Raw genomic sequence first — 21,431 nt, 5'->3', positions numbered from 1 at the left:
TGGCTCCGGAGGGGGCGCCGCGCCCGGCGCGGCGCCATGTGCGGCATGGGCTTGCATGGCGCCGGCCTGCCTCAGCGGCGCACCAGCCGCATCGAGCTGAGCACCTGGTCGCCGTTGCCGACGATGATGGTGCCCTTCTTCTCCAGCGTGTCGCTGTCATGGACGACGATTTCGTTGATGGTGCCGCCGATGTACAGCTCCTTGCCGTCGGACGAGACGTTGACGGTGTAGAAGGTGTGGTCGAGATCCACCCGCTTGACCAGCGTGTTGGTGTCGAGGTCGGTCTTGGTGAGCTGGGTGTACACCGTGTACGCCTCGTTGCGGCGCACCGGGTTGATGGCGGTGGAGAAGAACATCACCGTCGCGTCCTCGAACTCGGAGAAGCGCACCCTGTCGTTTTCGATGTCCAGCGCCCAGATGCCGGCGCGCAGCGACTCCTTGCCGTCCTTGTCCTTGTGCGAAATGAAGTAGGGCGTGGCGAACTCGTTGGCCTGCTCGAACTGCGGCGACACCGACAGCGAGTCGGGTTCGCCGTAGCCCTCGCGCTTCCAGCTCTTCCACGGGTGCGAGCCGATCTGCTCGCCGGTCTTCGGGTCGAGCACCAGCATGTCCCAGGTGAAGGTGTACAGGCGCTTGTAGTCGGGCGAGTAGGCCAGCGTGGTCGCCCGGCGCGGGGCGGGCAGCTTGCGCACCGGCTGGGCGTGGACGCCGGCGCCGGTATCGTAGATGGCGATGTACGGGTCCAGCACCTCGTATTCGCCCGGCTTCAGGCGGGTCGGATTGACATAGACCGCCAGCTCCTTGCCGTCCGGGCTGACGTCGATGGCGAAATGCGCCTTGGCGCGGATGTCGGGCGAGGACAGTTCGGCGCGGAATACTTCCTTGCCTGTTTCCAGGTTGATACCGGACACGCTTTCCCAACGATTGTGGATGGCGTAGGCTACCTTGCCGTCCCGCGATACCGCGATACCGGCGACGCTGTTGCCCGGTGCGGTGTTTGGTATCTCGTGGGTCTTGACCACCTGGCGCGCCTCGGCATCGATGACGACCAGCTTGTTGGGACGCACCGCGGTGACGAGGTAGTCCTTGGCGGCCAGGCCGGCTTGGCTGAGCAGGCTCATGCCTAGACCGACGATGCCGAGCGCAAATGCCTTGCGCAGGGTGGATTGCTGCTTGTTTTTCATTGTGGGAGTCTCCTGACGCAGCGGTTGGGCCGCCGCGTCGAATGCATTGGCGGGATTCGTTGACCGGGTTCTACTTGGGGAAGACCGACTGCAGCTTGGTCCAGTCCTGCACGGCGGCATCCTTGTCGGTGGCCCAGTCGGTGTAGTTGTGCAGGGTGTCGGGCACCTGCGCGGGCCACCAGCAGGGGTCGGCGCAGCCGTAGAGGTCGGCCTCCATCGGCTGGCACAGCCCGGCGACGCCGAGGAAGGCGTCGACTTCCCAGCCCGGGTCGAAGGTCGTGGCGCAGCCGACCACCGTCTGCATCGCCATCACTTCCTCCGCCTCGCTGCCGCCCTTGCCGATCGCCACTTCGACCTGGTGGGCCTTCGCGTTCATCGCTTTCATGTGCTTCATAGCTGGATACTCCTCGTGCTCAGGTGTTGTCTGAAAAAGCCCGGGTTCTTGACCAGGATTTCCGTGTAGATCTCGATGCCGAAGTCCACCCAGTCGCGCATCAGGTCGCAGTAGTGGTAGGTCGGCGACAAGGGATCGCCGAAGTGGGCATAGGACTCGTGGTAGCAGCCGCCGGCGCACAGGTTGCGGATGCGGCAGGTGGAGCAGCCCTTGTCGGCGCGGTCGGTGGCCTTCTCCAGGAAAGCGCCCAGCGCCTCCCTGGCGATGCCCTCGTCGACGTTGCCGAAGCGCGGCATGTCCGAGCCGGTGAAGCGGTGGCACAGGTTCAGGTCGCCCTTGTGGTCCACCGCCAGCAGGCCGACGCCGGCGCCGCAGGGCAGGGCCTTCTTGCGCCCCTCGTACAGGTCGCTCATCAACTGGTGCATGTTGGAGAAACCGTTGTTTTCCCCGCGCAGCGCCGCGTCGCGGTAGGCGCGGCCGAGCGCCTTCATGCCGTCGAAGACCGCCTGCAGCTCATCCGCGTCCAGGTTGAACGCCGTCAGCGGTCCCGAGGTGGCGGGCGCGAACCCGACCTCGAAGAAGCCCAGTTCGCCCTTCAGATGCCGGTGGATGGCGGGCACGTCGGTATAGCCCGCGGTCATCGTCACGCGTACGCCGACCGGCTTGGAACGGTAGCGCTCCAGCAGCATCCGCGCCTTGGACGCCACCACCGAGTAGGTGCCCTTGCCGCCGACGGTGAGCCGGCGGCGGTTGTGCACCGCCTCGGGGCCGTCCATGCTGATCGACAGGCCGAAGCGGTGGCGGTCGAGGTAGTCGACGATTTCCTCGGTCAGCAGCGTGGCATTGGTAGTCATCGAGAAATCGACGTGCTTGCCTTCCTCAGCGCAGCGCCGCTCGGTGTAGTCCACCACTTGCTCGATCAGCGCCAGGTTGGTCAGCGGCTCGCCGCCGAAGAAGATGACGTTGATGCGGTCGTGGACGGCCCCTTCGGCGAGCAGCAGTTCGATGCTCTTGCACGCGGTGTCGAAGTTCATTCGGCGTCCCTTGGACGGGACGTCCAGATCCTCCTTGTAGCAATAGGTACAGCTCAGGTTGCAGCCGGTGTTGACGTTCAGCACCACGGTGCTGATCGGAAAGGAACGGATCTCCGTGCGCAGGCCCAAGTCGGGGCCGGCGGGGGCGTCGCACAGGATCGACAGCTCGCGAAAGCTCTCGAAGGTCTGCGCCAGGTCGGATGCCGTGACGCGGCCGTCGAAGCGTTCACGCACGCCATCGAGCGAGACGCGATCGTTTTCCTTCAGGAAGTCGAGCAGCGAGCCGCCCACCTCGTCCAGCTCGAACAGGCCGCTGGATGGGATGTGGAACAGCATCCGCCGCTCGGGCAGCTTCACGTCGTGGAAGCTGTGGCGGTTGACGAACAAGGTGGTCATGGGGGCGGCTCCTTTGCGTGCCTCAGCGCAGTGGCGGGTCGTTCCAGCGCTGCAGGGTCACGATCAGGTGCTTGCTGGCGCTGAGCTTGCGCCCGGCGTCGTCGACCGTCGCCGTCACCACCAGCTCGCCGGCGTTGTTGGTGCCGAACCTGCGCTTGGGGTTGGGGCCGGCGTCGCCGGGGATGAACAGGCCGTCCGTCCGCAGGGTGCCGGCGTAGGTCGTGTCCTGCATTTCTTCGGCGAAGGCATTGGCGTTGGCCATCGACCAGGTGGCGGGGAAGTAGCCCAGGCGGATGTCGTCGGCCGTACCCTGCTTGCCGTCGGGGCCGAAGGCGTAGCCCACGCTCTCGAACTGGACCGGGACTTTCGGCAGCGGACCCTTGCCGCCACCGACCACGGCCATCGCCTGCTCCGGCTCGACGGCCACGTAATCGACGTTCCGGTAGAGGGCGAGTCCCTGCTGCAGGCGGGCGTTGCCCACCGCTGCGGCGCGCACGCCATCCTTGCCTGCGCCATCGGCCCGCGCTTCGACCACCACCTTGCCGGCGGCGCGCTCGACCACCCTGGCGACCGTGATGCCGTCGCCCAGATTGACGTCGCCCGACAGGCCGTTGCCGTAGAGGGTGACGCGCTGGGTCGTGCCGGCCTTGATGTGGGTCGGCTCGACCGCCAGCAGGCGCTCGGCCGAACCATTGCCGCTGCGGGCGGCGAGCAGGCGGCCGCCGATCGCGTCGTTGCCGTTCTCGTACCAGCGGCCGGACAGCGTCTGGCCGTCGGGCGACAGCGTGAACACCTGGCGCACGTCCATGCCGCCCTGCTTGACGGAAGCGCGCCACTCGTAGCCGGTGTAGAGGATGGCTTCGCCCTCGGCCGTTTCGCGCTGGCCGTCGGCATAGTCGAACTGGAACTTCACCTTGTAGCGGTCGGCGCCGGCGCGGTCGGCCTCGATCGTCGCCACGCCTTCGTAGGCGCCGCGGCCGGGGCGGTGGCCGACGAAGCGCCAGGTGCCGGCGGCGCTGGCCCGCTCGCGCTGCTGCCATTGCTGCCAGGCGCCGCTGTCGTTGGGGTACAGCTTGCCGAGGATCGCCGGTACCTGCGTCGTCGCCAGCTCCCACCAATTGCGGTCGCGGCCGCCGGCCTGGATCTCGATCACCGGGTACTGGCCCACGTGGTAGTGGGGCAGCTTGGCCCAGTCGGACTCGGTGCGGCGCTGCAGCGCGATGCGGCCGTAGGAGTGGCAGCGCGCACACGTGTCGAAGGCCAACTTGGCTTCGCCCTGCACGCTTTCGACGCGGTTGAAGTCGCGCTCGATCAGGTAGCGGTAGCCGTCGGTTTCCTGGGGCGCCAGACCGCGCGTGTCGGCCAGGTGCTTGACGACCGCGGCGCGCTCGTCGGCGCTCAGCTTCACGCCGTGGCTGATGATCATCCGCGCCACCGTCATGTCCCAGCCTTCGGGTGTGCGGCGGCTGTCGCCGATGCGGGCCAGTTGCCCGTCTTCGGCCGGCGCGTGGCAAGTGATGCACTTGCTGTTGACCAGGGCTTCGCCCTGCGGCGCGGCCTGTGCCGGGGCGGCGAGAAGCGGTGCCGCCAGGCTCGCGGCCAGCGCGAGCAGGCGGGGTTTCCTCCCGTTTACTTTCTCCATTGGGTTGTCTCCTTCGTGAATCTTGATTGGCGTGGCCGCGCATGAGCGGGCGGCTTCGGTATCGCGTGGTGGCACGGCCCATACCGGGCGCCGCGAAACGACTATAGGAGGGAAGGCGTCCGGGACTTATCGGGAAACGGCCAGAGGCGGCGGCCGCCATATCAAGAATCGGCCACGTGTTTCCATGCCTGGCAGCGGGGGCCGTCGGGCGCCGAAATACCCCGCCGCGCGTGCGGATGGAAGCGGGGACGGGACCGGGGGAGCCTCGGAGGGCAGGCAAAAAAAGCGGCCCGAAGGCCGCCTGAAGACTCACTTCCGTGAGATGGGGGAGAACGCCTGGCGCCCGCGCCGCCGTGCAAGCGGCGCGGGGCCTGATCCGTCAGAAGAACCCGAGCTTGTTCTCGCTGTAGCTGACGAGCAGGTTCTTGGTCTGCTGGTAGTGGTCGAGCATCATCTTGTGGGTCTCGCGCCCGATGCCCGACTCCTTGTAGCCGCCGAAGGCCGCATGCGCCGGATAGGCGTGGTAGCAGTTGGTCCACACCCGCCCGGCCTGGATCGCCCGGCCCATGCGGTAGGCCACGTTGCCGTTGCGGCTCCACACCCCCGCACCCAGCCCGTACAGCGTGTCGTTGGCGATCGCCAGCGCCTCGGCTTCGTCCTTGAAGGTGGTCACCGCCAGCACCGGGCCGAAGATCTCTTCCTGGAAGATGCGCATCTTGTTGTGGCCCTTGAACAGCGTGGGCTGGATGTAGTAGCCCTCGCTCAGTTCGCCGCCCAGATTCGCCTTGTCGCCGCCGATCAGCACTTCGGCCCCTTCTTCCTTGCCCAGCGCCAGGTAGGACTGGATCTTGCTCATTTGCTCGCGCGAGGCCTGCGCGCCCATCATCGACTCGGTGTCGAGCGGGTGGCCGTGCTTGATCGCCGCCACGCGCTCGAGCACGCGCTCGATGAAGCGCTCGTAGATGCTTTCCTGGATCAGCGCCCGGCTCGGGCAGGTGCACACTTCGCCCTGGTTGAAGGCGAACAGCACCATGCCTTCGATGGCCTTGTCGAGGAAGGCGTCGTCGCGGTCCATGACGTCGGCGAAGAAGATGTTGGGCGACTTGCCGCCCAGCTCCAGCGTGGCCGGGATCAGGTTGTTGGCCGCGGCCTGGGCGATCACCCGCCCGGTCGAGGTCGAGCCGGTGAAGGCGATCTTGGCGATGCGCTTGCTGGTGGCCAGCGGCATGCCGGCTTCGCGGCCGAAGCCGTTGACGATGTTGAGCACGCCCGGCGGCAGCAGGTCGGCGATCAGTTCGACCAGCACCATGATCGAGACCGGCGTCGATTCGGCGGGCTTCAACACCACGCAGTTGCCCGCGCCCAGCGCCGGCGCGAGCTTCCAGGCCGCCATCAGGATCGGGAAGTTCCACGGGATGATCTGCCCGACCACGCCCAGCGGTTCGTGCAGGTGGTAGGCGACGGTGTTCTCGTCGATCTCGCTGATGCTGCCTTCCTGCGCGCGCAGGCAGCCGGCGAAGTAGCGGAAGTGATCGACGGTGAGCGGAATGTCGGCATTGAGCGTCTCGCGGATCGCCTTGCCGTTGTCGACCGTCTCGGCGTAGGCCAGCCGTTCCAGGTTCTGTTCGATGCGCTCGGCGATCCTGAGCAGAATGTTGGCCCGCTCGGCCGCCGGCGTCTTGCTCCAGGCCGGAAACGCCGCGTGCGCCGCGTCCAGCGCCAGCTCGATGTCCTCGGCCGTCGAGCGCGCCGCCTGTGTGTAGACCTGGCCGCTGATCGGCGTCACCACGTCGAAGTACTGGCCCTTGACCGGCGCCATCCAACGGCCGCCGATGAAATTGTCGTACCGCGCCTTGTGCTGGACCGGGGCGCCGGACTGGCCGGGGTGTGCGTAAAGCATCTCGATGTCTCCTGGTGGAAGTGATGGTGGTGATTGGACAAGTGTTCGCGTCGCAGCCCCCGCTCCATCTTCACGGGTGCTGTAGAAACGATCGGGAGGGCAACTGGTATCTAATGTCCGAGCACCTCCGGGTAGTAGCACATGTATCCCGTTCGGCAGTGCTGCTCGGAGGGCCTCAAGGCCTGCGCAAATTGCATGATGCATTCATCGTCTTCTCCTGCTTCGGCGCGGTCGAGAACCGCCTTGACCATGCGCACGCTGGCCAGCTTCCTGGCCGTGGGCGCTTCCCTGCCGGCGATCTTCACGGCAGCGATTCCGCCTCTCAGAAGGAGTGGCAGCGCGCACAGTCCGCAGGGGCCGAAGGGCATTCCCGCCGCATTCGTCGTGAACCCGCAGGAGAAGCGATACCAGAGCCATTTCCGGTATTCCTCGTCATTGTCCCGAAGCCTGTCGAGGGCGGGGCCGTCCAGCTTTCCGCTGCCACGCCGCCTGTAGTGAGGGGTGTGATTGTCCAGGCAGATCGGACCGCCCAGGTTCTGTGGCAGGTGGAGCGTGGCGCAGGCGCCTTCTTCGAAGACGCAGCCATCGTTGAGGATGAAGGCTTCGATTTCGATGCCTGGCACTTCGGCGGCGATCTCGCAGGCCTCGCCTATCGTCACGTCGCGCGGCAGAATCATCCGTGACGCGCCCAGTTCCTTGCAAAGCCTGGCAGCACTGCCGTTGCGGCAGGTCGCCACGGAACTGACGTGGATGCGCGACAGCGGCACGTGCTGGAACAATTCGCCGACCAGTCCAAGATCGGAAACGATCAGCGAGTCTCCCCCGATTTTCAGGAAAGACTCGGCGATCGTGATGGTGGCGGCGATCTGCTCGTCGGTGTAGGTCTGTGCATTCAGGACAAGCGAGATCGAACCTCCGCGCCGGTGCGCGACGTCAACGGCGCGATGGAGTTCGGCATGATCGCGAAAATTGCCCGATGGCCGCCGGTTGGCATTCACTGCACGGAACCTGCCGATCCATTCGTCCGGGACGAAGCCGCAATAGAATTCCCGGGCCCCGGCGCGTGCCAGAGCTTCGGCCTCCTCCACGCTGGCAATGGGTGCGACGATCTTCATAGTGCTTCTCCCGGCACGACGATCCGGCTGATGAAACCTTGTTCGACTGCGCTCTTCACGACACCGGACATCGCCGCCGAATGCCTGCTGATGATGGAATTGCCGATCTGGTATATATCTCGCGTGTCGCGGAAGCTGGGACGTTCGAGCTGCGCACTGACTTTCAGGCATTCTTTCCTGCATTTGCGCCCGACGGCGAATCGCTCCGGTCCCCGGATCGAACTCGACCCGATCCGGCACATCCTTCCCTTGGCAACGCAGGCAAATGGAACGTGGACGCTGGTTGGTAGCGGCAATGTGGAAAACGTGCCGGCATCGGTGGAAAGCGGCGCGTCGATTTCCATTCGGCGGATGCCCAGACGGGCGAACATCGCCCGCAATGGGCGCGGATCGAACCTGAATGCAGCTGCCTGGGCCGCTTGGCCGAGCCGCGGATCCTTCATCATGCGGCATAGCAGCCGGCCGGCGATCAGATGGAGTGCCGGAAAACGCTCGTGGACGAAATGTGCCGTACCCCAGTCGTTGACGATCACCTCGCTCCCATCGGGGATGGATGGCAGCAGTCTGCCGAGGTTCCGGATGAGCTGTGGCGAAGCGATCGGCGTGAGCAGGGACACACGGCATTGCACAGCCTGTGCGTGGGTGATCGCTTTCTCCCAGGTCCGTAGCCCAGGCAGAAGGTGTTCGCAGAACTCGCTACCGACATATAGATGAGTGGGCGCGAAATTCGCGAGCCATGAAGCCAGTTCGGGGTCTCTGAAGGCGGTCTGCCAATAGGCACGTCTGGTGGAGATGTTGCCGGCTCCGGAAAGCGGCATTGGATTGACCATCGATACCGCAAGCTCGAGTGAGCCATTCCCGAATCCTTGCGGTTCGGCACTTTCGGCGATCGGTGTCGTTGCGGCCATGATTATCTGTCCCCGGTGCTGACCCGTCCGATGCGGGCCGAATTCTCGTTGGCGGGAAAGGGCCGGTCGATGGAGCCGGCGCATCCAGCTGCGATGCAAATTCCGGATGGCATCTTAGGGCTGAGGAAGAGCAGGGCATATCGTGAAACGGCCAGAGTGCCCGGACTGCGCTATCAAGAATCGGCCAGACGCCGAAGCGAGGCGCCGCTTGCTCTTGCGACGCCCCGACCGCGGACCTAATCTTGAAGAAGCCGGCGGAATAACCGCCCCCTGGCGAGTGAACGTGCGTATAGGAGGCCGCATCCACGCGGCGGCGCTTGAGGAGACGAATCCAGATGATGAACACTGGCCTGCCCTTGGGCCAAGCGGCATCGCGCCGGTCGACCGAGCGATGTTCCGTCATCCCCACCGATGATCCCTGTGTGCATGCGGCCAGCCTTCGCGACTGGATGCAGGACTACCTGCAGCTGTCGGCGGGGCGCTTTCTCGGCGAGATCATCGAAACGACGATCGGCCCGATCCAGATCTTCCGCGAGACGATCTGGCAGTGCGTGGACGAGAAGGCCAACCCGCGGCGCAACAGCTACACGGTCGGCGTGCCGGTCTACATGGAGGAAGGCGGCTACTGGCAGGGCTATCGCGTGGCACGCGATTCGCTGATGATGCTGCGCCCCAACGAGGAACTGCATTTCCGCACGCCGAAGAAGTCGACGATTCTGGTCGTGGTCATCGACTCTGGCGTGTTTGACGCTTTCTCGCGCGATACCACTGGACGGGATACGCCATTGCCGATTGCTGGTTCACATACACGCGAGCTTCCGGAAGCAATGATCCGTCCTTTGCGGATGTCGTTGAAGGAAGTTCTATCGTCAGCAGTATCGACGCCGGAAGTGTTGGAGCATGAAAACTCAATGAAGGCGATGGTCGAGACCATCTTGGGCGCTGCGCTACATGCGGTATTGGCACGCTCGGCCGAAAGTGAGGTGGCGCGCAGCAGCCATTTCGTGCAGCGCGCCATCGTCGAGCGCGCCCGGCAGTATGTTCTTGCCAACAGGCAGAGTCCGCCGACGGTCACTGAACTGAGTGCTTGGCTCAAAATGAGTCGGCGAGGGCTGCATCATGCCTTCATGAACGTGCTGGGCATCAATGTTGTCACTTTTTTGCGCTACGTCAGGCTTCATGGAGCGAGAAAGGATCTGCTGATGGCGGGTCCCGAGGGCTCGGTAAATAGGATAGCTTGTAAGTGGGGATTCTGGCACATGGGCATGTTTTCCGCCTATTACAAAGCTTTGTTTGGTGAACTGCCATCTGCGACCCTGCGCAAGACATCCTGTATTTCCATCACCCCGGGGCACTGATCGGCGCGGAAGCCTCTGGCGCAAACCGAGCACCTATGCGCCTTAGTTTCGACGCGGTGCGGGCCGGTTAGCAGATGCAGTGATCCCTGGTACAGCGGCTTATGGTTGTGGGTCGCCAGTTTCACGCGCTCGTCGGCTTCGCGCCGCGACACCTGGATGAACTTCATCGCCGGCAGCGTCTCGACCAGGAAGCTCGACACGTCCGCCGCGCGCTCGCGCACCGTGCGCGTGCGCGCTTCCACCTTGCGCCGCATCCAGCGCAGCCAGGCCGCCTCGAGCGGCACCAATACCAGCACCAGCAGCGACAACTGCCACGACAGGCTCAGCATCAACACCAGCGCACCGACCAGGCCGATGACGCTGCTGACCGCGGCGAACAGGCTGTCGACGGCGAAGCGCTGGAGAGCTCCGCCACATCGCCCTTCAGCCGCCGCATGATTCAGCTTGCGACCAGCGCGCCGTGCTCCCGCCGCGCCACGCCGGCCCGCTCCAGTTCCTTGACCAGCCAGGCAGCCAGCGCATCCGGGGTCAGGCCGAGGAAGCGCTGGTTGGCCTCGCGGTACAGCGGCGTCTCGTCGAGATGGCGCGGCAGTTCGTCGAGCGCCATGCTGCGCACGTCGAGCAGCCTGAAGGTGATGCAGGCGCGGATGGCGTTGCGCGCCATGCGCGCGCCGTCGGCCTCGAAGGCGCGCAGGCGGGCGAAGGCGCGTTCGAGCGCATCGTCGAATTCGGCAAAGGGCGCACCGTGGCCGGGAACGACCACGTCCACCGCCAGCCGGCCGATGGCTTCGAGCGTGCGGCGCGTCTCGCCGAGCGCATCGCCGGTGCCGAGCACGTCGGCGAACAGGATGCCGAAGCCGTCGCGCCACAGCGCGTCGCCCGACATCAGGATGCGGCGCTCGGCGTTGTAGTAGGCCAGTGCGTCCATGTCGTGGCCGGGCGTGGCGATGGCCTGCCATTCCAGCTCGCCGGCGACGAAGCGCCCGCCCGCTGCGAGCGTGGCGTCGGCCCGGAAAGGCTCGCCGGCCTGGTCGATGACGCTGAGCAGCAACGCGGTCTCGTCCCAGTCCGCCACCGCCTGCGCCATGCCCTTCGGCACCGTGATGCTGCAGCCGAAGGCGCGCTGCACGGCGGCGTTGCCGCCGATGTGGTCGGAGTGCGAATGGGTGTTGACCAGGCGGCCGAGCTGCCGGCCTTCGAGCGCGGCGCGCAGCAGCGCCACGGTCTGTTCGGCGTGCGTGACGTAGCCGCTATCGACCAGCGTGGCTTCGTCGCCGTCGAACAGCAGCACGTTGTTGGCCGACAGCCAGCCGCGTTCGAGCACGCGCAGCGTATCGGGCAGGCGCGGCGTGCTCAAGGCCCGTCCTCTCCGGCAGGCGCTGCAGCGGCTGCCGGTGATTCAGCCGCCGGCGCCTCATTCCCGGGCGCTTTGCCGGCCTGCGGTTCGGCTTCGGGCGTGTCCGTCGTGCCGTGGATCTCGTCGGCCGTGCGGCCGCAGCCCAGGCAAACGCCCGACTCCCAGTCGATCATGCAGACGCCGACACACAGCGGATCGCCACTCATTCGCGTACCTCCACCGGCTGGCCGGCCTCCTCCAGCCACACGCGGCGCTCGGCCACGGCTGCGAGGATGGACCGGCGGTCCTCATTCGTCGCGCGGCTCCAGCGCGCGATCTCCTCGATCGTGCGCTGGCAGCCTTCGCACCAGCCCGTTTCCGGGCTCATGCGGCAGACGTTGATACAGGGCGAAGCAAGACTCATGGCGGCTCTCTCAGTGGGGCGCGGACGGCGCATGCGTGTGCGCCGTCTCGTGGGCGGCAGGCCGGATTATGACCGAGTCGGCGCAGGCCGGGCCGAAACGCCGTCGCGGCCCGCCTTTCCCAAGTTCCAAACGGGTATCCCTACGCCGCCCCCCCCCTGGCCGGGCATCCCTGCGCCGGGTGCCCCTGACCGGGCGTCCTCTTCCACAAGGGGCGGGGGCATCCGGTGCTACATGCAGGCCGCCTTCGCCCGCTTGGCCAGCACCGCGCGCGCCACGCGCGACGCCGGCTCGCGTTCCAGCTGTGCGCTGATCCAGGCCGCCACGTCGACCAGCGCGTCGAGGTCGATGCCGGTATCGATGCCCAGCCCATTCAACAGCCAGACCACGTCCTCGGTGGCGACGTTCCCCGACGCACCCGCCGCATACGGGCAGCCGCCCAGACCGCCGACCGAGGCATCGAACACCGCCACGCCCATCTGCAACGAGGCGTGGATGTTGGCCACCGCCATGCCGTAGGTGTCGTGGTAGTGCCCCGCCAGCCGCTCGGCCGGTACCCGGCGCATCACCGCGTCGAGCATGCGCGCGATGCTGGCCGGATTGCCGGTGCCGATGGTGTCGCCGAGCGATATCTCGTAGCAGCCCATCTCGCTCAGCGTCGCCGCTACCTCGGCCACCGCCTGCGGCGCCACTTCGCCTTCATAGGGACAGCCGGCCACGCAGGACACGTAGCCGCGCACCCTGACACCCGCCGCCCGCGCCGCCTCGGTGACGGGGCGGAAGCGTTCGAGCGATTCGGCGATCGAGCAGTTGATGTTCTTGCGGCTGAAGGATTCGGACGCCGCGCCGAACACCGCCACTTCGGTCGCACCGGCGGCCAGCGCAGCCTCGAAGCCCTTCAGGTTGGGCGTCAGCACCGGATAGGCGACGCCCGGCGCGGCGGCAGCCAGCACGCGGCTCAGCACTTCGGTGTTGTCGCCCATCTGCGGCACCCACTTGGGCGACACGAAGGAGGTCGTCTCGATCGCCTTCAGCCCTGCCGCCTCCAGGCGGCGGACGAGCTCGACCTTGGTGTCGGTGGACACCAGCCGCTTTTCGTTCTGCAGCCCGTCGCGCGGCCCCATCTCGACGATGCGGACTTTCCGTGGAAGCTGTTTCATTTCATCCCATCCAAGCAACACGTTTTCATATGGGCAAGTGCTCTCGCAACATTGCAAAGACCATTCACATATCCTATCCTGAGCCGCTTCCCGATGAGGCCGCACAAGCAATGCTGATCCAGCTCGCTCTCGGTACCCTTCTCGTGACATCGCTCCTTGGCTGCGCCGGGCTTCCGACTCACTCGAATCCCCCTCGGCATCTCGACGAGGTTTTCGTCAAGGATTTCCGTTCCATTGCTCCGCTCGACTGCACCACGGCCGACGTTGCCCTCACCCACACGGAAGCCGCGACCTTCTTCAGCCGCGCCCGCGTACTGAGCTCACGGCAAATCGCCGACAACTACCCGGTCGCCCCGTGTTTCGTCGAGGGCACCCTGCTCGCGGACGGCGAACGCTGCGACTGGCGCATCACCGCAGCAGCGACCGGCTTCATTCGCTGCGGCCCGAATGAATGGCACTTCGCCTGCGACGACTGCGACGAGCTCTTCAGCGACTGAGCCTCCGACTGCCCGTCCTCTTCGGCTCCGCTTCATCGTCCATCCACAGCGGCAGTCCGGAACGCGCAGACGAAGCGTCCGACGACGGGCAAAGCCCCCCTCAGGCGGTCTTCACTTCTTCGAGCCCGAGCGTTTCCTTCATCTTCTGGCGGATCAGGAACTTCTGGATCTTGCCCGTCACCGTCATCGGGAAGCTGTCGACGAACTGGATGTAGCGCGGGATCTTGTAGTGCGCGATCTGGCCCTGGCAGAAGGCGCGCACGTCGTCCTCGCTGATCGAGCCTTCCTCGCGCAGGATGATCCAGGCGCACAGTTCCTCGCCGTATTTCTGGTCGGGCACGCCGACCACCTGCACGTCGAGAATCTGCGGGTGGGCGTACAGGAACTCCTCGATCTCGCGCGGGTAGATGTTCTCACCGCCACGGATCACCAGGTCCTTGATGCGGCCGACGATGTTGCAGAAGCCCTCGTCGTCGATCACCGCCAGGTCGCCGGTGTGCATCCAGCCGGCGGCGTCGATCGCTTCCCGGGTCCTGGCCTCGTCGCCCCAGTAGCCGAGCATCACCGAATAGCCGCGGGTGCATAGTTCGCCGCGCATGCCGCGCGGCACGATGCGGCCTTCGCCATCGACGATCTTCACCTCCAGGTGCGGCATGATGCGGCCGACGGTGGACACGCGGCGGTCGATGGGGTCGTCGGTGCCGCTCTGGAAGCTGACCGGCGAAGTCTCGGTCATGCCGTAGGCGATGGTCACTTCGGCCATGTTCATCTTGTCGATGACGCGCTTCATGACCTCGATCGGGCAGGAGCTGCCGGCCATGATGCCGGTGCGCAGGCTGGAGAGATCGAATTCGGCGAAGCGCGGATGGTCGAGCATGGCGATGAACATCGTCGGCACGCCGTACAGGGCGGTGCATTTCTCCGCTGCGACCGCCTCCAGCACCGCCAGCGGCTCGAAGGCCTCGGACGGATACACCATGGTGGCGCCGTGTGTCAGGCAGCCGAGGTTGCCCATCACCATGCCGAAGCAGTGGTACAGCGGCACCGGGATGCAGAGGCGGTCGCCCGGCACGAGCTTGATCGCCTCGCCGACGAAGAAGCCGTTGTTGAGGATGTTGTGGTGCGACAGCGTGGCGCCCTTGGGGTGGCCGGTGGTGCCCGAGGTGAACTGGATGTTGATCGGGTCGTCGAACTGCAGCCGCTCGCCCAGCAGCTCCAGTTCGGCCAGTTCATCCTTGGCCGGCGGCGCCAGCAGGTCGTCGAAACTGATCATGCCGGCGGACTTCTCGGCGCCCATCCGGATCACCATCTCCAGCGTCGGCAGGCGGTGGCTGCGCAGCAGGCCCGGCTCGCAGTGGCCCAGTTCGGGCGCGAGGTCGGTGATCATCTCCAGGTAGTCGCTGCTCTTGAAGGCCGGCGACAGCACCAGCGCGCGGCAGCCGACCTTGTTCAGCGCGTATTCCAGCTCGGCGCGGCGGTAGGCAGGGTTGATGTTGACCAGCGTCAGGCCGGCCTTGGCGGTGGCGAACTGGGTCAGCGCCCATTCGGCGTTGTTCTGCGACCAGATGCCGATGCGCTCGCCCGGCTTCAAGCCCAGCCGCATCAGACCGCAGGCCAGCGCATCGACGCGGCTGCGCAGCTGCGCATAGCTCAGGCGCAGATTCTGGTGGCGCACCACCAGCGCCTCGCGCTCGGCGTGGCGGGCGCAGGCCTCGTCGAAATAACGGCCGAGAGTCTGGCCGATCAGTTCCTTGCCGGTCGAACCGTGCACGTAACTCGGGATGTTGCTCGTCATCTTCGTCTCCTTTCATCCTCATGGCTGCGCCGGCTCTTGGAGGCCGGCTGGCAGCGCTCGATACTCCCCGGGTCCGGAATCCTCAGGCGGCCGCGGCCGCCTCGAACTCGACCAGCTCGGCGCCGTCGCCCACCTGGTCGCCGACGGCGAAGCGGAAGGCCTTGACCGTGCCGGCGGCGGGCGCGGTGATGGTGTGCTCCATTTTCATCGCCTCCAGGATCAGCAGCGGCGCGCCCTTCTCCACCCGGGCGCCTTCGGCCGCGACCAGCGCGATGACCTTGCCCGGCATCGGCGCCAGCAGGCCGCCTTCGGCGCCGCCGCCCTCGCCGCTGTGGTGCAGCGGATCGACCGCGGCAAGCTGCCAGGCGCGGCCGCGGACGAAGACGTGGCGGCGGCCGGCGGCGGCGATCACGGTGGCATCCATGCGCGTGCCGTCGAGCTCGACGCGCAGCAGGCCGCGCGGATTCAGCTCGCCGCGCGCCTCGACCACCCGCCGTTCGCCTCCTTCGCCACCGAGCGCAAGCCGCCAGGCGCCGGGCAGGTAGGCGACTTCGACCGCGTGCTCGGCCTCGCCGTGGCGGAACAGCAGCGTGCGGTGCGCGGTGGCGTTCATGCGCCAGCCGTCGCGCGCATGCCAGGGCGAATGCGCGTCGGCGCTGCGCTGCGCGCGCTTGCCGGCCAGCGCCGCCTCGCGCAGCAGTTCGGCCAGCGCGGCGATCTGCAGCACCTCGTCGGGCAGCGCCAGGTCCTCGGGGAAGAGGTAGCTCTTTTCGCGCTCGATCAGGCCGGTGTCGAGATCGGCGCCGGCGAACGCCGGGCAGGCCACCAGCCGCGACAGGAAGTCGATGTTGTTGGCCACGCCCGCCACGCGGTAGTCGGCCAGCGCCTGCAGCATGCGCGCCAGCGCGCGGGCGCGGCTCGATTCGCCGCCCTCGTCCCAGACGATGAGCTTGGCGATCATCGGGTCGTAGTGCGGGCTGATCTCGTCGCCCTCTTCCACGCCGGTGTCGACGCGCACGTGCAGGCCTTCGGCCGGCGGCGCCAGATGGATCAGCCTGCCGGTGGAAGGCAGGAAGCCCTTGGCCGGGTCTTCGGCATAGATGCGCGCTTCCAGCGCATGGCCGCGGATCTGCAACTGCTCCTGCGCCAGCGGCAAGGCCTCGCCGGCGGCCACGCGCAACTGCCATTCGACCAGGTCCAGCCCGGTGATCATCTCGGTGACGGGGTGCTCGACCTGCAGCCGGGTGTTCATCTCCATGAAGTAGAAGGAGCCGTCCTGGTTGGCGATGAACTCCACCGTGCCGGCACCGACGTAGCCCACCGCCCTGGCGGCGTCGACCGCCGCCTTGCCCATCGCCGCGCGGCGCTCGGGCGTCATGCCGGGCGCGGGCGCTTCTTCCAGCACCTTCTGGTGGCGGCGCTGCACCGAGCAGTCGCGCTCGAACAGGTAGACCACGTTGCCGTGGCTGTCGCCGAAGACCTGGATCTCGATGTGGCGCGGCCTGGTGATGTATTTTTCCACCAGCACGTGGTCGTCGCCGAAGCTGGAGGCCGCCTCGCGCTTGCAGGAGGCCAGCAGGTCGATGAAGTCTTCCGCCTTCTCGACCAGGCGCATGCCCTTGCCGCCGCCGCCGGCCGCGGCCTTGATCAGCACCGGGTAGCCGATGGCGTCGGCCTGCCGGTGCAGCAGTTCGGACGTCTGGTCGTCGCCGTGGTAGCCGGGCGTCAGCGGCACGCCGGCCGCTTCCATCAGCTTCTTGGCTTCGGACTTGGAGCCCATGGCGCGGATCGCCGACACCGGCGGGCCGATGAAGACGATGCCTTCGCGCTCGCAGGCCTCGCAGAAGTCCTCGTTCTCGGACAGGAAGCCGTAGCCGGGGTGGATGGCCTGGGCGCCGGTCTGCTTCGCCGCGGCGATGATCCTGTCGATGACGAGGTAGCTCTCGCGCGCCGCCGCCGGCCCGATCAGCACCGCCTCGTCGGCCAGGCGCACGTGGCGGGCCTTGGCGTCGGCCTCGGAATAGACCGCGACGGTCTTGATGCCCATGCGGCGGGCGGTCTTGATCACCCGGCACGCTATCTCGCCACGGTTGGCAATAAGGATCTTGTCAAACATGTGTGCTCTCCATGGTGCAACCGCCCGGGCATGCTGCGCATGCAAGGCGATTTGACTTCGTCGCTGCGCCGCTGCGCGGCTGGCCGCCTCTATTGGCAATCAATATCTTGTCGAACATCTTGTCTCCCCCAGGTTTGGGTCTTCATGTCGCGGTCGGTCACATTGCGGCAGGCCGGGGCCTTGGCCGGAAAATGCGTTTGAGGAAACGCCACAGCAGCACGATGAGCACGATGGCGCACAGCACGAACACCACCAGGCCGAAGGCGAACCACAGCGGGTGGTTGAACATCAGCCACAGGCCGCCGATGAAGATCCCGTCCTCGCCGAACGAGGCCATCAGGTTGCTCACCGGCTCCGGCGAAGTGTTGAGCGCGGCCCGCGCACTGGCCTTGGCGAAATGGCTGCTGGCCGCCAGCGAGCCGCCCAGCAGCGCGCCGGCAAGCTGCAGCGCGGCGCCCTGGTCGCCCATCACGCCGGCGGCCAGCGCCGCGCCGGCCGGGATGCGGATGAAGGTGTGCAGCGCGTCCCACAGCGAATCGAGCCAGGGCAGCTTGTCGGCGAAGAATTCGGTGAACAGCATCAGGCCGGACAGGCCGAGCACCCAGGGATGGGTCAGCGCCTCCAGCCCGCCCGGCAGATGCACACCGCCCCAGCGGCCCAGCGCTCCGAGCACGAACACCAGCGCATACAGCCGCAGGCCGCTTGCCCAGCCCAATCCGGCCGCCAGCACCGCCAGCGAGGCCACGTCCAGCGGCAACCCGCTCCAGTCCAGCAGCGGCGTCAGGCTGCCCAGCGCGGCAAACCATCCGGACAGGGTGTCCACCTGCGTCGCCTCCGGCGCCGCTCAGCCCTGCTGCCGCGGCACCCAGGCCGCCGGGCGCTTGGACAGGAAGGCGTCCAGGCCTTCGCGGGCCTCGGGCGTGACGCGCAGGCTGGCGATGCGGCGCGCGGTGTCCTGCACCAGCGCATCGTCCACCGGCCGGTTCGCCACCGCGCGGATCAGTTCCTTGCCCGCGGCCTGCGACTTCGGCCCGCCCTGCAGCAAGGCCTCGACGACGGCCCGCACGCGGGCGTCGAGTTCGTCGCCGCCCACCGCCTCGTGCGCCAGCCCCAGCTCGGCCGCGCGCCGGGCGTCGATGCGCTCGGCGGTCTGGAAGTAGCGATAGGCCTGGCGCTCGCCGATGGCGCGGATGACGTAGGGGCTGATTGCCGACGGGATGATGCCGAAGCGGACTTCGGACGTGGCGAACACCGCCTTGTCGCCGGCGATGCAGATGTCGCAGGCGCTCGCCAGCCCCATGCCGCCGCCCAGCGCCGCGCCATGCACGCGGGCGATGGTCGGCTTGGCCATGCCCGCCAGCGTGCGCAGCATGCCGGCCAGCTTCATCGCGTCGGCGAAGTTGTCCGCTTCGCTCGCCTCGCCGGCGGCCTTCATCCAGTTGAGGTCGGCGCCGGCGGAAAAGCTCTTGCCGCGCCCGGCCAGCACCATCACGCGCACCGCGTCGTCGGCATCCAGCGCCAGGCAGGCCGCGGTGAGATCGGCGATGAGCTGCGCGTTGAAGGCGTTGTGCACGTCCGGACGGTTCATCCAGATCGTCGCCACGCCGCCGTCGCGTTGGATTTCGAGCGTTTCGTACATCATGTCTCCTTGCCTCGCGGGCGTTTCGGCCCCTTTTCGGTTTCAGCTCTTTTCCGCGTCGAACCAGTTTTCCAGTTGCAAACCCCGGAAGCATTCGAAGTCACGGGTGTTGCGCGTGACCAGGGTCAGGTTGCGGGTGGCGGCCGTCGCCGCGATCTGCGCGTCGAGCAAGGGCGGCGGGTGCCCGATGGCGGCCAGGCGCGCACGCTCGCAAGCCAGCCAGTACGCTGCCTCCGCATCGAAGGGCAGCACCGGCAGGCCACCGCCCTTGAACATCTGTCCGTAGCCGTCCCGCAGATAGCGGCCGCGCGCGGTGTCGCCGAGCAAGGCCACGCCCGACCACAGCTCCAGATAGACGACGCTGGAGGTCGCGCATGCAGCCTCGTGCGTCCGCGCGGCAGCGGCCAGGACAGCGTCCGGCCTCGGCCGCACCAGTTCCGACAACACGTTGGCATCGAGCAGATACTTCACCGCCTGCGCCCCTGCTTCCGGTCGAACCCGCTTGCGGATTCCGCTTCCGCGACGCGCAGGCCCTGCGCGGCATCGAGATCGGCGTACTCGGCCGCGCCGAAATCCACCCGCGGCACGTAAGGCGCGCAATCCCGCACCGCGTCCAGCTCGGCATCGGTGAGACCTTCGATCCCATCCGGCAGGCCTGTGCGCCAGATGTCGAGCCGGCTCATCCAGGAACTTGCCGCTCCGCGCACGCGCTCGTATTCCTCGAACGAGATCACCACCGCCACCGGCTTGCCGCGGCGGGTGATCGTCACCGCCTCGCCCGCCTCGGCCTGATGGACCAGCGCGGGCAGGCGGTTCCTTGCATCGGCAATCGAAATCATCGCGCACCTCGAAAATAGCCATTGACATGGCTATCTTAGTCCACGCTCTCGCGCATCACATCCGGAACACGCCGAACCGGGTCGGCTGGATCGGCGCGTTGAGCGCCGCCGACAGCGACAGGCCGAGCACGCGGCGGGTCTGCGCCGGGTCGACCACGCCGTCGTCCCACATGCGCGCGGTGGCGTAGTAGGGATGGCCCTGGACTTCGTACTGGTCGCGGATCGGCGCCTTGAAGGCTTCCTCTTCCTCGGCGCTCCAGTTGCCGCCCTTGGCCTCGATGCCGTCGCGGCGCACGGTGGACAGCACGCTGGCGGCCTGCTCGCCACCCATCACGCTGATGCGCGCGTTGGGCCACATCCACAGGAAGCGCGGGCTGTAGGCGCGGCCGCACATGCCGTAGTTGCCGGCGCCGAAGCTGCCGCCGATCAGCGCGGTGATCTTGGGCACCTGCACGGTGGCGACCGCGGTGACCATCTTGGCGCCGTCCTTGGCGATGCCGCCGTTCTCGTACTTGCGCCCGACCATGAAGCCGGTGATGTTCTGCAGGAACAGCAGCGGAATGCCGCGCTGGCCGCACAGCTCGATGAAGTGCGCGCCCTTCTGTGCCGACTCGCCGAACAGGATGCCGTTGTTGGCGACGATGCCGACCGGATAGCCGTAGAGCTGGGCGAAGCCGCACACCAGCGTGCTGCCGTAGCGGGCCTTGAATTCGTCGAAGCGCGAGCCGTCGACCACGCGGGCGATGATCTCGCGCACGTCGAAGGGCTTGCGGGTGTCGGTGGGGATGATGCCGTAGATTTCTTCCGGGTCGTACAGCGGCTCTTCGCCCTGGCCCAGCGCCAGCCCGACCGGCTTGGTCCGGTTGAGGTTGGAGACGATGCGGCGCGCGAGGTAGAGCGCGTGGGCGTCGTTCTCGGCCAGGTGGTCGGCCACGCCGGACAACCGGGTATGCACGTCGCCGCCGCCGAGATCCTCGGCGCTGACGACCTCGCCGGTGGCGGCCTTCACCAGCGGCGGACCGCCGAGGAAGATGGTGCCCTGGTTCCTGACGATGACGGTCTCGTCGCTCATCGCCGGCACATAGGCGCCGCCGGCGGTGCAGGAACCCATCACCACCGCGATCTGCGGGATGCCCTGGGCCGACATGTTGGCCTGGTTGTAGAAGATGCGGCCGAAGTGGTCGCGGTCGGGGAAGACTTCGTCCTGCTTGGGCAGGAAGGCGCCGCCCGAGTCGACCAGGTAGATGCAGGGCAGGTGGTTCTGCTCGGCGATCTCCTGCGCGCGCAGGTGCTTCTTGACCGTCATCGGGTAGTAGGTGCCGCCCTTCACCGTGGCGTCGTTGGCCACGATCATGCACTCGACGCCCTGCACCCGGCCGATGCCGGTGATGACGCCGGCGCTGGGCGCCTCGTCGCCATACATGCCGAAAGCCGCCATCTGGCCGACTTCGAGGAAGGGCGTGCCGGGGTCGAGCAGGTGGCCGACGCGGTCGCGCGGCAGCAGCTTGCCGCGCGCGGTGTGCTTCGTGCGCGCCGCCTCGCCGCCACCCAGGCTGATCTGCGCCGCCTTGGCGCGCAGGTCGTCGACCAGGCCGCGCAGGCTGGCCGCATTGGCCTGGAATTCTTCACTGCGCACGTTGATGGCAGATTTGATCGTACTCATGTCCCCTCGTCCTCGTGTCTTGTCCATCTTGTC

General features: G+C 67.0%; 20 protein-coding genes and 1 pseudogene. 2 read left to right on the top strand and 19 right to left on the bottom strand.

All coding sequences use genetic code 11. The features are described 5' to 3' along the window. Positions 1-71: 71 nt before the first annotated feature. The 7 genes from peaD to ACNQFN_RS03745 all read right to left on the bottom strand — a co-directional run bounded on the left by peaD (position 72) and on the right by ACNQFN_RS03745 (position 8,573). Positions 72-1,184 carry a quinohemoprotein amine dehydrogenase subunit beta gene (gene peaD, locus ACNQFN_RS03775; protein ID WP_418648005.1) on the bottom strand — a complete coding sequence of 371 codons (1,113 nt, stop codon included), beginning with the start codon at positions 1,182-1,184 and terminating at the stop codon, positions 72-74. Positions 1,185-1,254: 70 nt separating this feature from the next. Further along, positions 1,255-1,578: a quinohemoprotein amine dehydrogenase subunit gamma gene (qhpC, locus tag ACNQFN_RS03770; RefSeq protein WP_418648004.1), complete on the bottom strand. Its 324-nt coding sequence runs from the start codon at positions 1,576-1,578 to the stop codon at positions 1,255-1,257. Continuing rightward, positions 1,575-3,008 (bottom strand): quinohemoprotein amine dehydrogenase maturation protein, encoded by a 1,434-nt coding sequence (gene peaB, locus ACNQFN_RS03765; protein ID WP_418648003.1) that lies wholly within the window; start codon positions 3,006-3,008, stop codon positions 1,575-1,577. The genes qhpC and peaB overlap by 4 nt, the downstream gene beginning before the upstream one ends. 22 nt (positions 3,009-3,030) lie before the next feature. After that, a complete protein-coding gene (gene peaA, locus ACNQFN_RS03760; protein ID WP_418648002.1) occupies positions 3,031-4,650 on the bottom strand; it encodes a quinohemoprotein amine dehydrogenase subunit alpha in 1,620 nt (539 codons plus the stop codon). A gap of 379 nt (positions 4,651-5,029) precedes the next feature. After that, the gene (locus tag ACNQFN_RS03755; protein ID WP_418648001.1) at positions 5,030-6,550 is read right to left on the bottom strand and encodes an aldehyde dehydrogenase family protein; all 1,521 of its coding nucleotides are present in this window, start codon (positions 6,548-6,550) and stop codon (positions 5,030-5,032) included. A gap of 110 nt (positions 6,551-6,660) precedes the next feature. Next, entirely contained in the window at positions 6,661-7,665 is a 1,005-nt protein-coding gene (locus ACNQFN_RS03750; protein WP_418648000.1) for a U32 family peptidase, read from the bottom strand. Next, on the bottom strand, positions 7,662-8,573 hold the full coding sequence (locus ACNQFN_RS03745; protein ID WP_418647999.1) for a hypothetical protein: 912 nt from the start codon (positions 8,571-8,573) through the stop codon (positions 7,662-7,664). Before ACNQFN_RS03745 ends, ACNQFN_RS03750 begins: the two co-directional genes overlap by 4 nt. Positions 8,574-8,908: 335 nt before the next feature. On the opposite strand from ACNQFN_RS03745, the gene ACNQFN_RS03740 reads away from it, so the two are divergent. After that, positions 8,909-9,931, top strand: a complete 1,023-nt coding sequence (locus ACNQFN_RS03740) for a helix-turn-helix domain-containing protein (protein ID WP_418647998.1) — start codon at positions 8,909-8,911, stop codon at positions 9,929-9,931. A gap of 116 nt (positions 9,932-10,047) precedes the next feature. On the opposite strand, the pseudogene ACNQFN_RS03735 reads toward ACNQFN_RS03740, so the two are convergent. The 5 genes and pseudogenes from ACNQFN_RS03735 to ACNQFN_RS03715 form a co-directional block, all read right to left on the bottom strand. Continuing rightward, positions 10,048-10,370, bottom strand: a pseudogene (locus ACNQFN_RS03735) (ABC transporter transmembrane domain-containing protein); the annotation flags it as partial. Then, on the bottom strand, positions 10,371-11,288 hold the full coding sequence (locus ACNQFN_RS03730) for an MBL fold metallo-hydrolase (protein WP_418647997.1): 918 nt from the start codon (positions 11,286-11,288) through the stop codon (positions 10,371-10,373). Next, on the bottom strand, positions 11,285-11,494 hold the full coding sequence (locus ACNQFN_RS03725) for a DUF1289 domain-containing protein (RefSeq protein ID WP_418647996.1): 210 nt from the start codon (positions 11,492-11,494) through the stop codon (positions 11,285-11,287). The genes ACNQFN_RS03730 and ACNQFN_RS03725 overlap by 4 nt, the downstream gene beginning before the upstream one ends. Continuing rightward, a complete protein-coding gene (locus ACNQFN_RS03720) occupies positions 11,491-11,691 on the bottom strand; it encodes a DUF1289 domain-containing protein (RefSeq protein WP_418647995.1) in 201 nt (66 codons plus the stop codon). The genes ACNQFN_RS03725 and ACNQFN_RS03720 overlap by 4 nt, the downstream gene beginning before the upstream one ends. 228 nt (positions 11,692-11,919) lie before the next feature. Continuing rightward, entirely contained in the window at positions 11,920-12,849 is a 930-nt protein-coding gene (locus tag ACNQFN_RS03715) for a hydroxymethylglutaryl-CoA lyase (protein ID WP_418647994.1), read from the bottom strand. On the opposite strand from ACNQFN_RS03715, the gene ACNQFN_RS03710 reads away from it, so the two are divergent. Next, entirely contained in the window at positions 12,834-13,346 is a 513-nt protein-coding gene (locus tag ACNQFN_RS03710) for a hypothetical protein (RefSeq protein ID WP_418647993.1), read from the top strand. The genes ACNQFN_RS03715 and ACNQFN_RS03710 overlap by 16 nt on opposite strands. Before the next feature lie 100 nt (positions 13,347-13,446). Here ACNQFN_RS03710 and ACNQFN_RS03705 read toward each other — a convergent pair whose 3' ends face one another. The 7 genes from ACNQFN_RS03705 to ACNQFN_RS03675 all read right to left on the bottom strand — a co-directional run bounded on the left by ACNQFN_RS03705 (position 13,447) and on the right by ACNQFN_RS03675 (position 21,398). Beyond that, complete coding sequence (locus ACNQFN_RS03705) at positions 13,447-15,141, bottom strand: AMP-binding protein (protein WP_418647992.1); 1,695 nt, start codon at positions 15,139-15,141, stop codon at positions 13,447-13,449. Between the two features lie 82 nt (positions 15,142-15,223). Beyond that, positions 15,224-17,257, bottom strand: coding sequence for an acetyl-CoA carboxylase biotin carboxylase subunit (locus ACNQFN_RS03700; protein ID WP_418647991.1), 2,034 nt, complete (start codon positions 17,255-17,257; stop codon positions 15,224-15,226). A 157-nt stretch (positions 17,258-17,414) separates the two neighbouring features. Beyond that, positions 17,415-18,080: a DUF4126 domain-containing protein gene (locus tag ACNQFN_RS03695; RefSeq protein WP_418647990.1), complete on the bottom strand. Its 666-nt coding sequence runs from the start codon at positions 18,078-18,080 to the stop codon at positions 17,415-17,417. Between the two features lie 21 nt (positions 18,081-18,101). Next, entirely contained in the window at positions 18,102-18,899 is a 798-nt protein-coding gene (locus ACNQFN_RS03690) for an enoyl-CoA hydratase/isomerase family protein (RefSeq protein ID WP_418647989.1), read from the bottom strand. A 39-nt stretch (positions 18,900-18,938) separates the two neighbouring features. Then, on the bottom strand, positions 18,939-19,367 hold the full coding sequence (locus tag ACNQFN_RS03685) for a PIN domain-containing protein (RefSeq protein WP_418647988.1): 429 nt from the start codon (positions 19,365-19,367) through the stop codon (positions 18,939-18,941). Continuing rightward, positions 19,364-19,735: a type II toxin-antitoxin system Phd/YefM family antitoxin gene (locus tag ACNQFN_RS03680; protein WP_418647987.1), complete on the bottom strand. Its 372-nt coding sequence runs from the start codon at positions 19,733-19,735 to the stop codon at positions 19,364-19,366. The genes ACNQFN_RS03685 and ACNQFN_RS03680 overlap by 4 nt, the downstream gene beginning before the upstream one ends. Positions 19,736-19,790: 55 nt before the next feature. Next, positions 19,791-21,398: a carboxyl transferase domain-containing protein gene (locus ACNQFN_RS03675; RefSeq protein ID WP_418647986.1), complete on the bottom strand. Its 1,608-nt coding sequence runs from the start codon at positions 21,396-21,398 to the stop codon at positions 19,791-19,793. Positions 21,399-21,431: the final 33 nt, after the last annotated feature.

It is taken from the genome of Thauera butanivorans (genome assembly GCF_048398245.1).
GTDB classification, from domain to species: Bacteria; Pseudomonadota; Gammaproteobacteria; order Burkholderiales; family Rhodocyclaceae; genus Thauera; species Thauera butanivorans.
Note: the sequence above shows the minus strand (reverse complement) of the source record. Positions and strands in the feature narration are given on the sequence as shown.

Coding starts and splice junctions, on each gene's coding strand:
- peaD (WP_418648005.1), bottom strand. CDS start 1,184: ATGAAAAACAAGCAGCAATCCACCCTGCGCAAGGCATTTGCGCTCGGC.
- qhpC (WP_418648004.1), bottom strand. CDS start 1,578: ATGAAGCACATGAAAGCGATGAACGCGAAGGCCCACCAGGTCGAAGTG.
- peaB (WP_418648003.1), bottom strand. CDS start 3,008: ATGACCACCTTGTTCGTCAACCGCCACAGCTTCCACGACGTGAAGCTG.
- peaA (WP_418648002.1), bottom strand. CDS start 4,650: ATGGAGAAAGTAAACGGGAGGAAACCCCGCCTGCTCGCGCTGGCCGCG.
- ACNQFN_RS03755 (WP_418648001.1), bottom strand. CDS start 6,550: ATGCTTTACGCACACCCCGGCCAGTCCGGCGCCCCGGTCCAGCACAAG.
- ACNQFN_RS03750 (WP_418648000.1), bottom strand. CDS start 7,665: ATGAAGATCGTCGCACCCATTGCCAGCGTGGAGGAGGCCGAAGCTCTG.
- ACNQFN_RS03745 (WP_418647999.1), bottom strand. CDS start 8,573: ATGGCCGCAACGACACCGATCGCCGAAAGTGCCGAACCGCAAGGATTC.
- ACNQFN_RS03740 (WP_418647998.1), top strand. CDS start 8,909: ATGATGAACACTGGCCTGCCCTTGGGCCAAGCGGCATCGCGCCGGTCG.
- ACNQFN_RS03725 (WP_418647996.1), bottom strand. CDS start 11,494: ATGAGTGGCGATCCGCTGTGTGTCGGCGTCTGCATGATCGACTGGGAG.
- ACNQFN_RS03720 (WP_418647995.1), bottom strand. CDS start 11,691: ATGAGTCTTGCTTCGCCCTGTATCAACGTCTGCCGCATGAGCCCGGAA.
- ACNQFN_RS03715 (WP_418647994.1), bottom strand. CDS start 12,849: ATGAAACAGCTTCCACGGAAAGTCCGCATCGTCGAGATGGGGCCGCGC.
- ACNQFN_RS03705 (WP_418647992.1), bottom strand. CDS start 15,141: ATGACGAGCAACATCCCGAGTTACGTGCACGGTTCGACCGGCAAGGAA.
- ACNQFN_RS03700 (WP_418647991.1), bottom strand. CDS start 17,257: ATGTTTGACAAGATCCTTATTGCCAACCGTGGCGAGATAGCGTGCCGG.
- ACNQFN_RS03690 (WP_418647989.1), bottom strand. CDS start 18,899: ATGATGTACGAAACGCTCGAAATCCAACGCGACGGCGGCGTGGCGACG.
- ACNQFN_RS03680 (WP_418647987.1), bottom strand. CDS start 19,735: ATGATTTCGATTGCCGATGCAAGGAACCGCCTGCCCGCGCTGGTCCAT.
- ACNQFN_RS03675 (WP_418647986.1), bottom strand. CDS start 21,398: ATGAGTACGATCAAATCTGCCATCAACGTGCGCAGTGAAGAATTCCAG.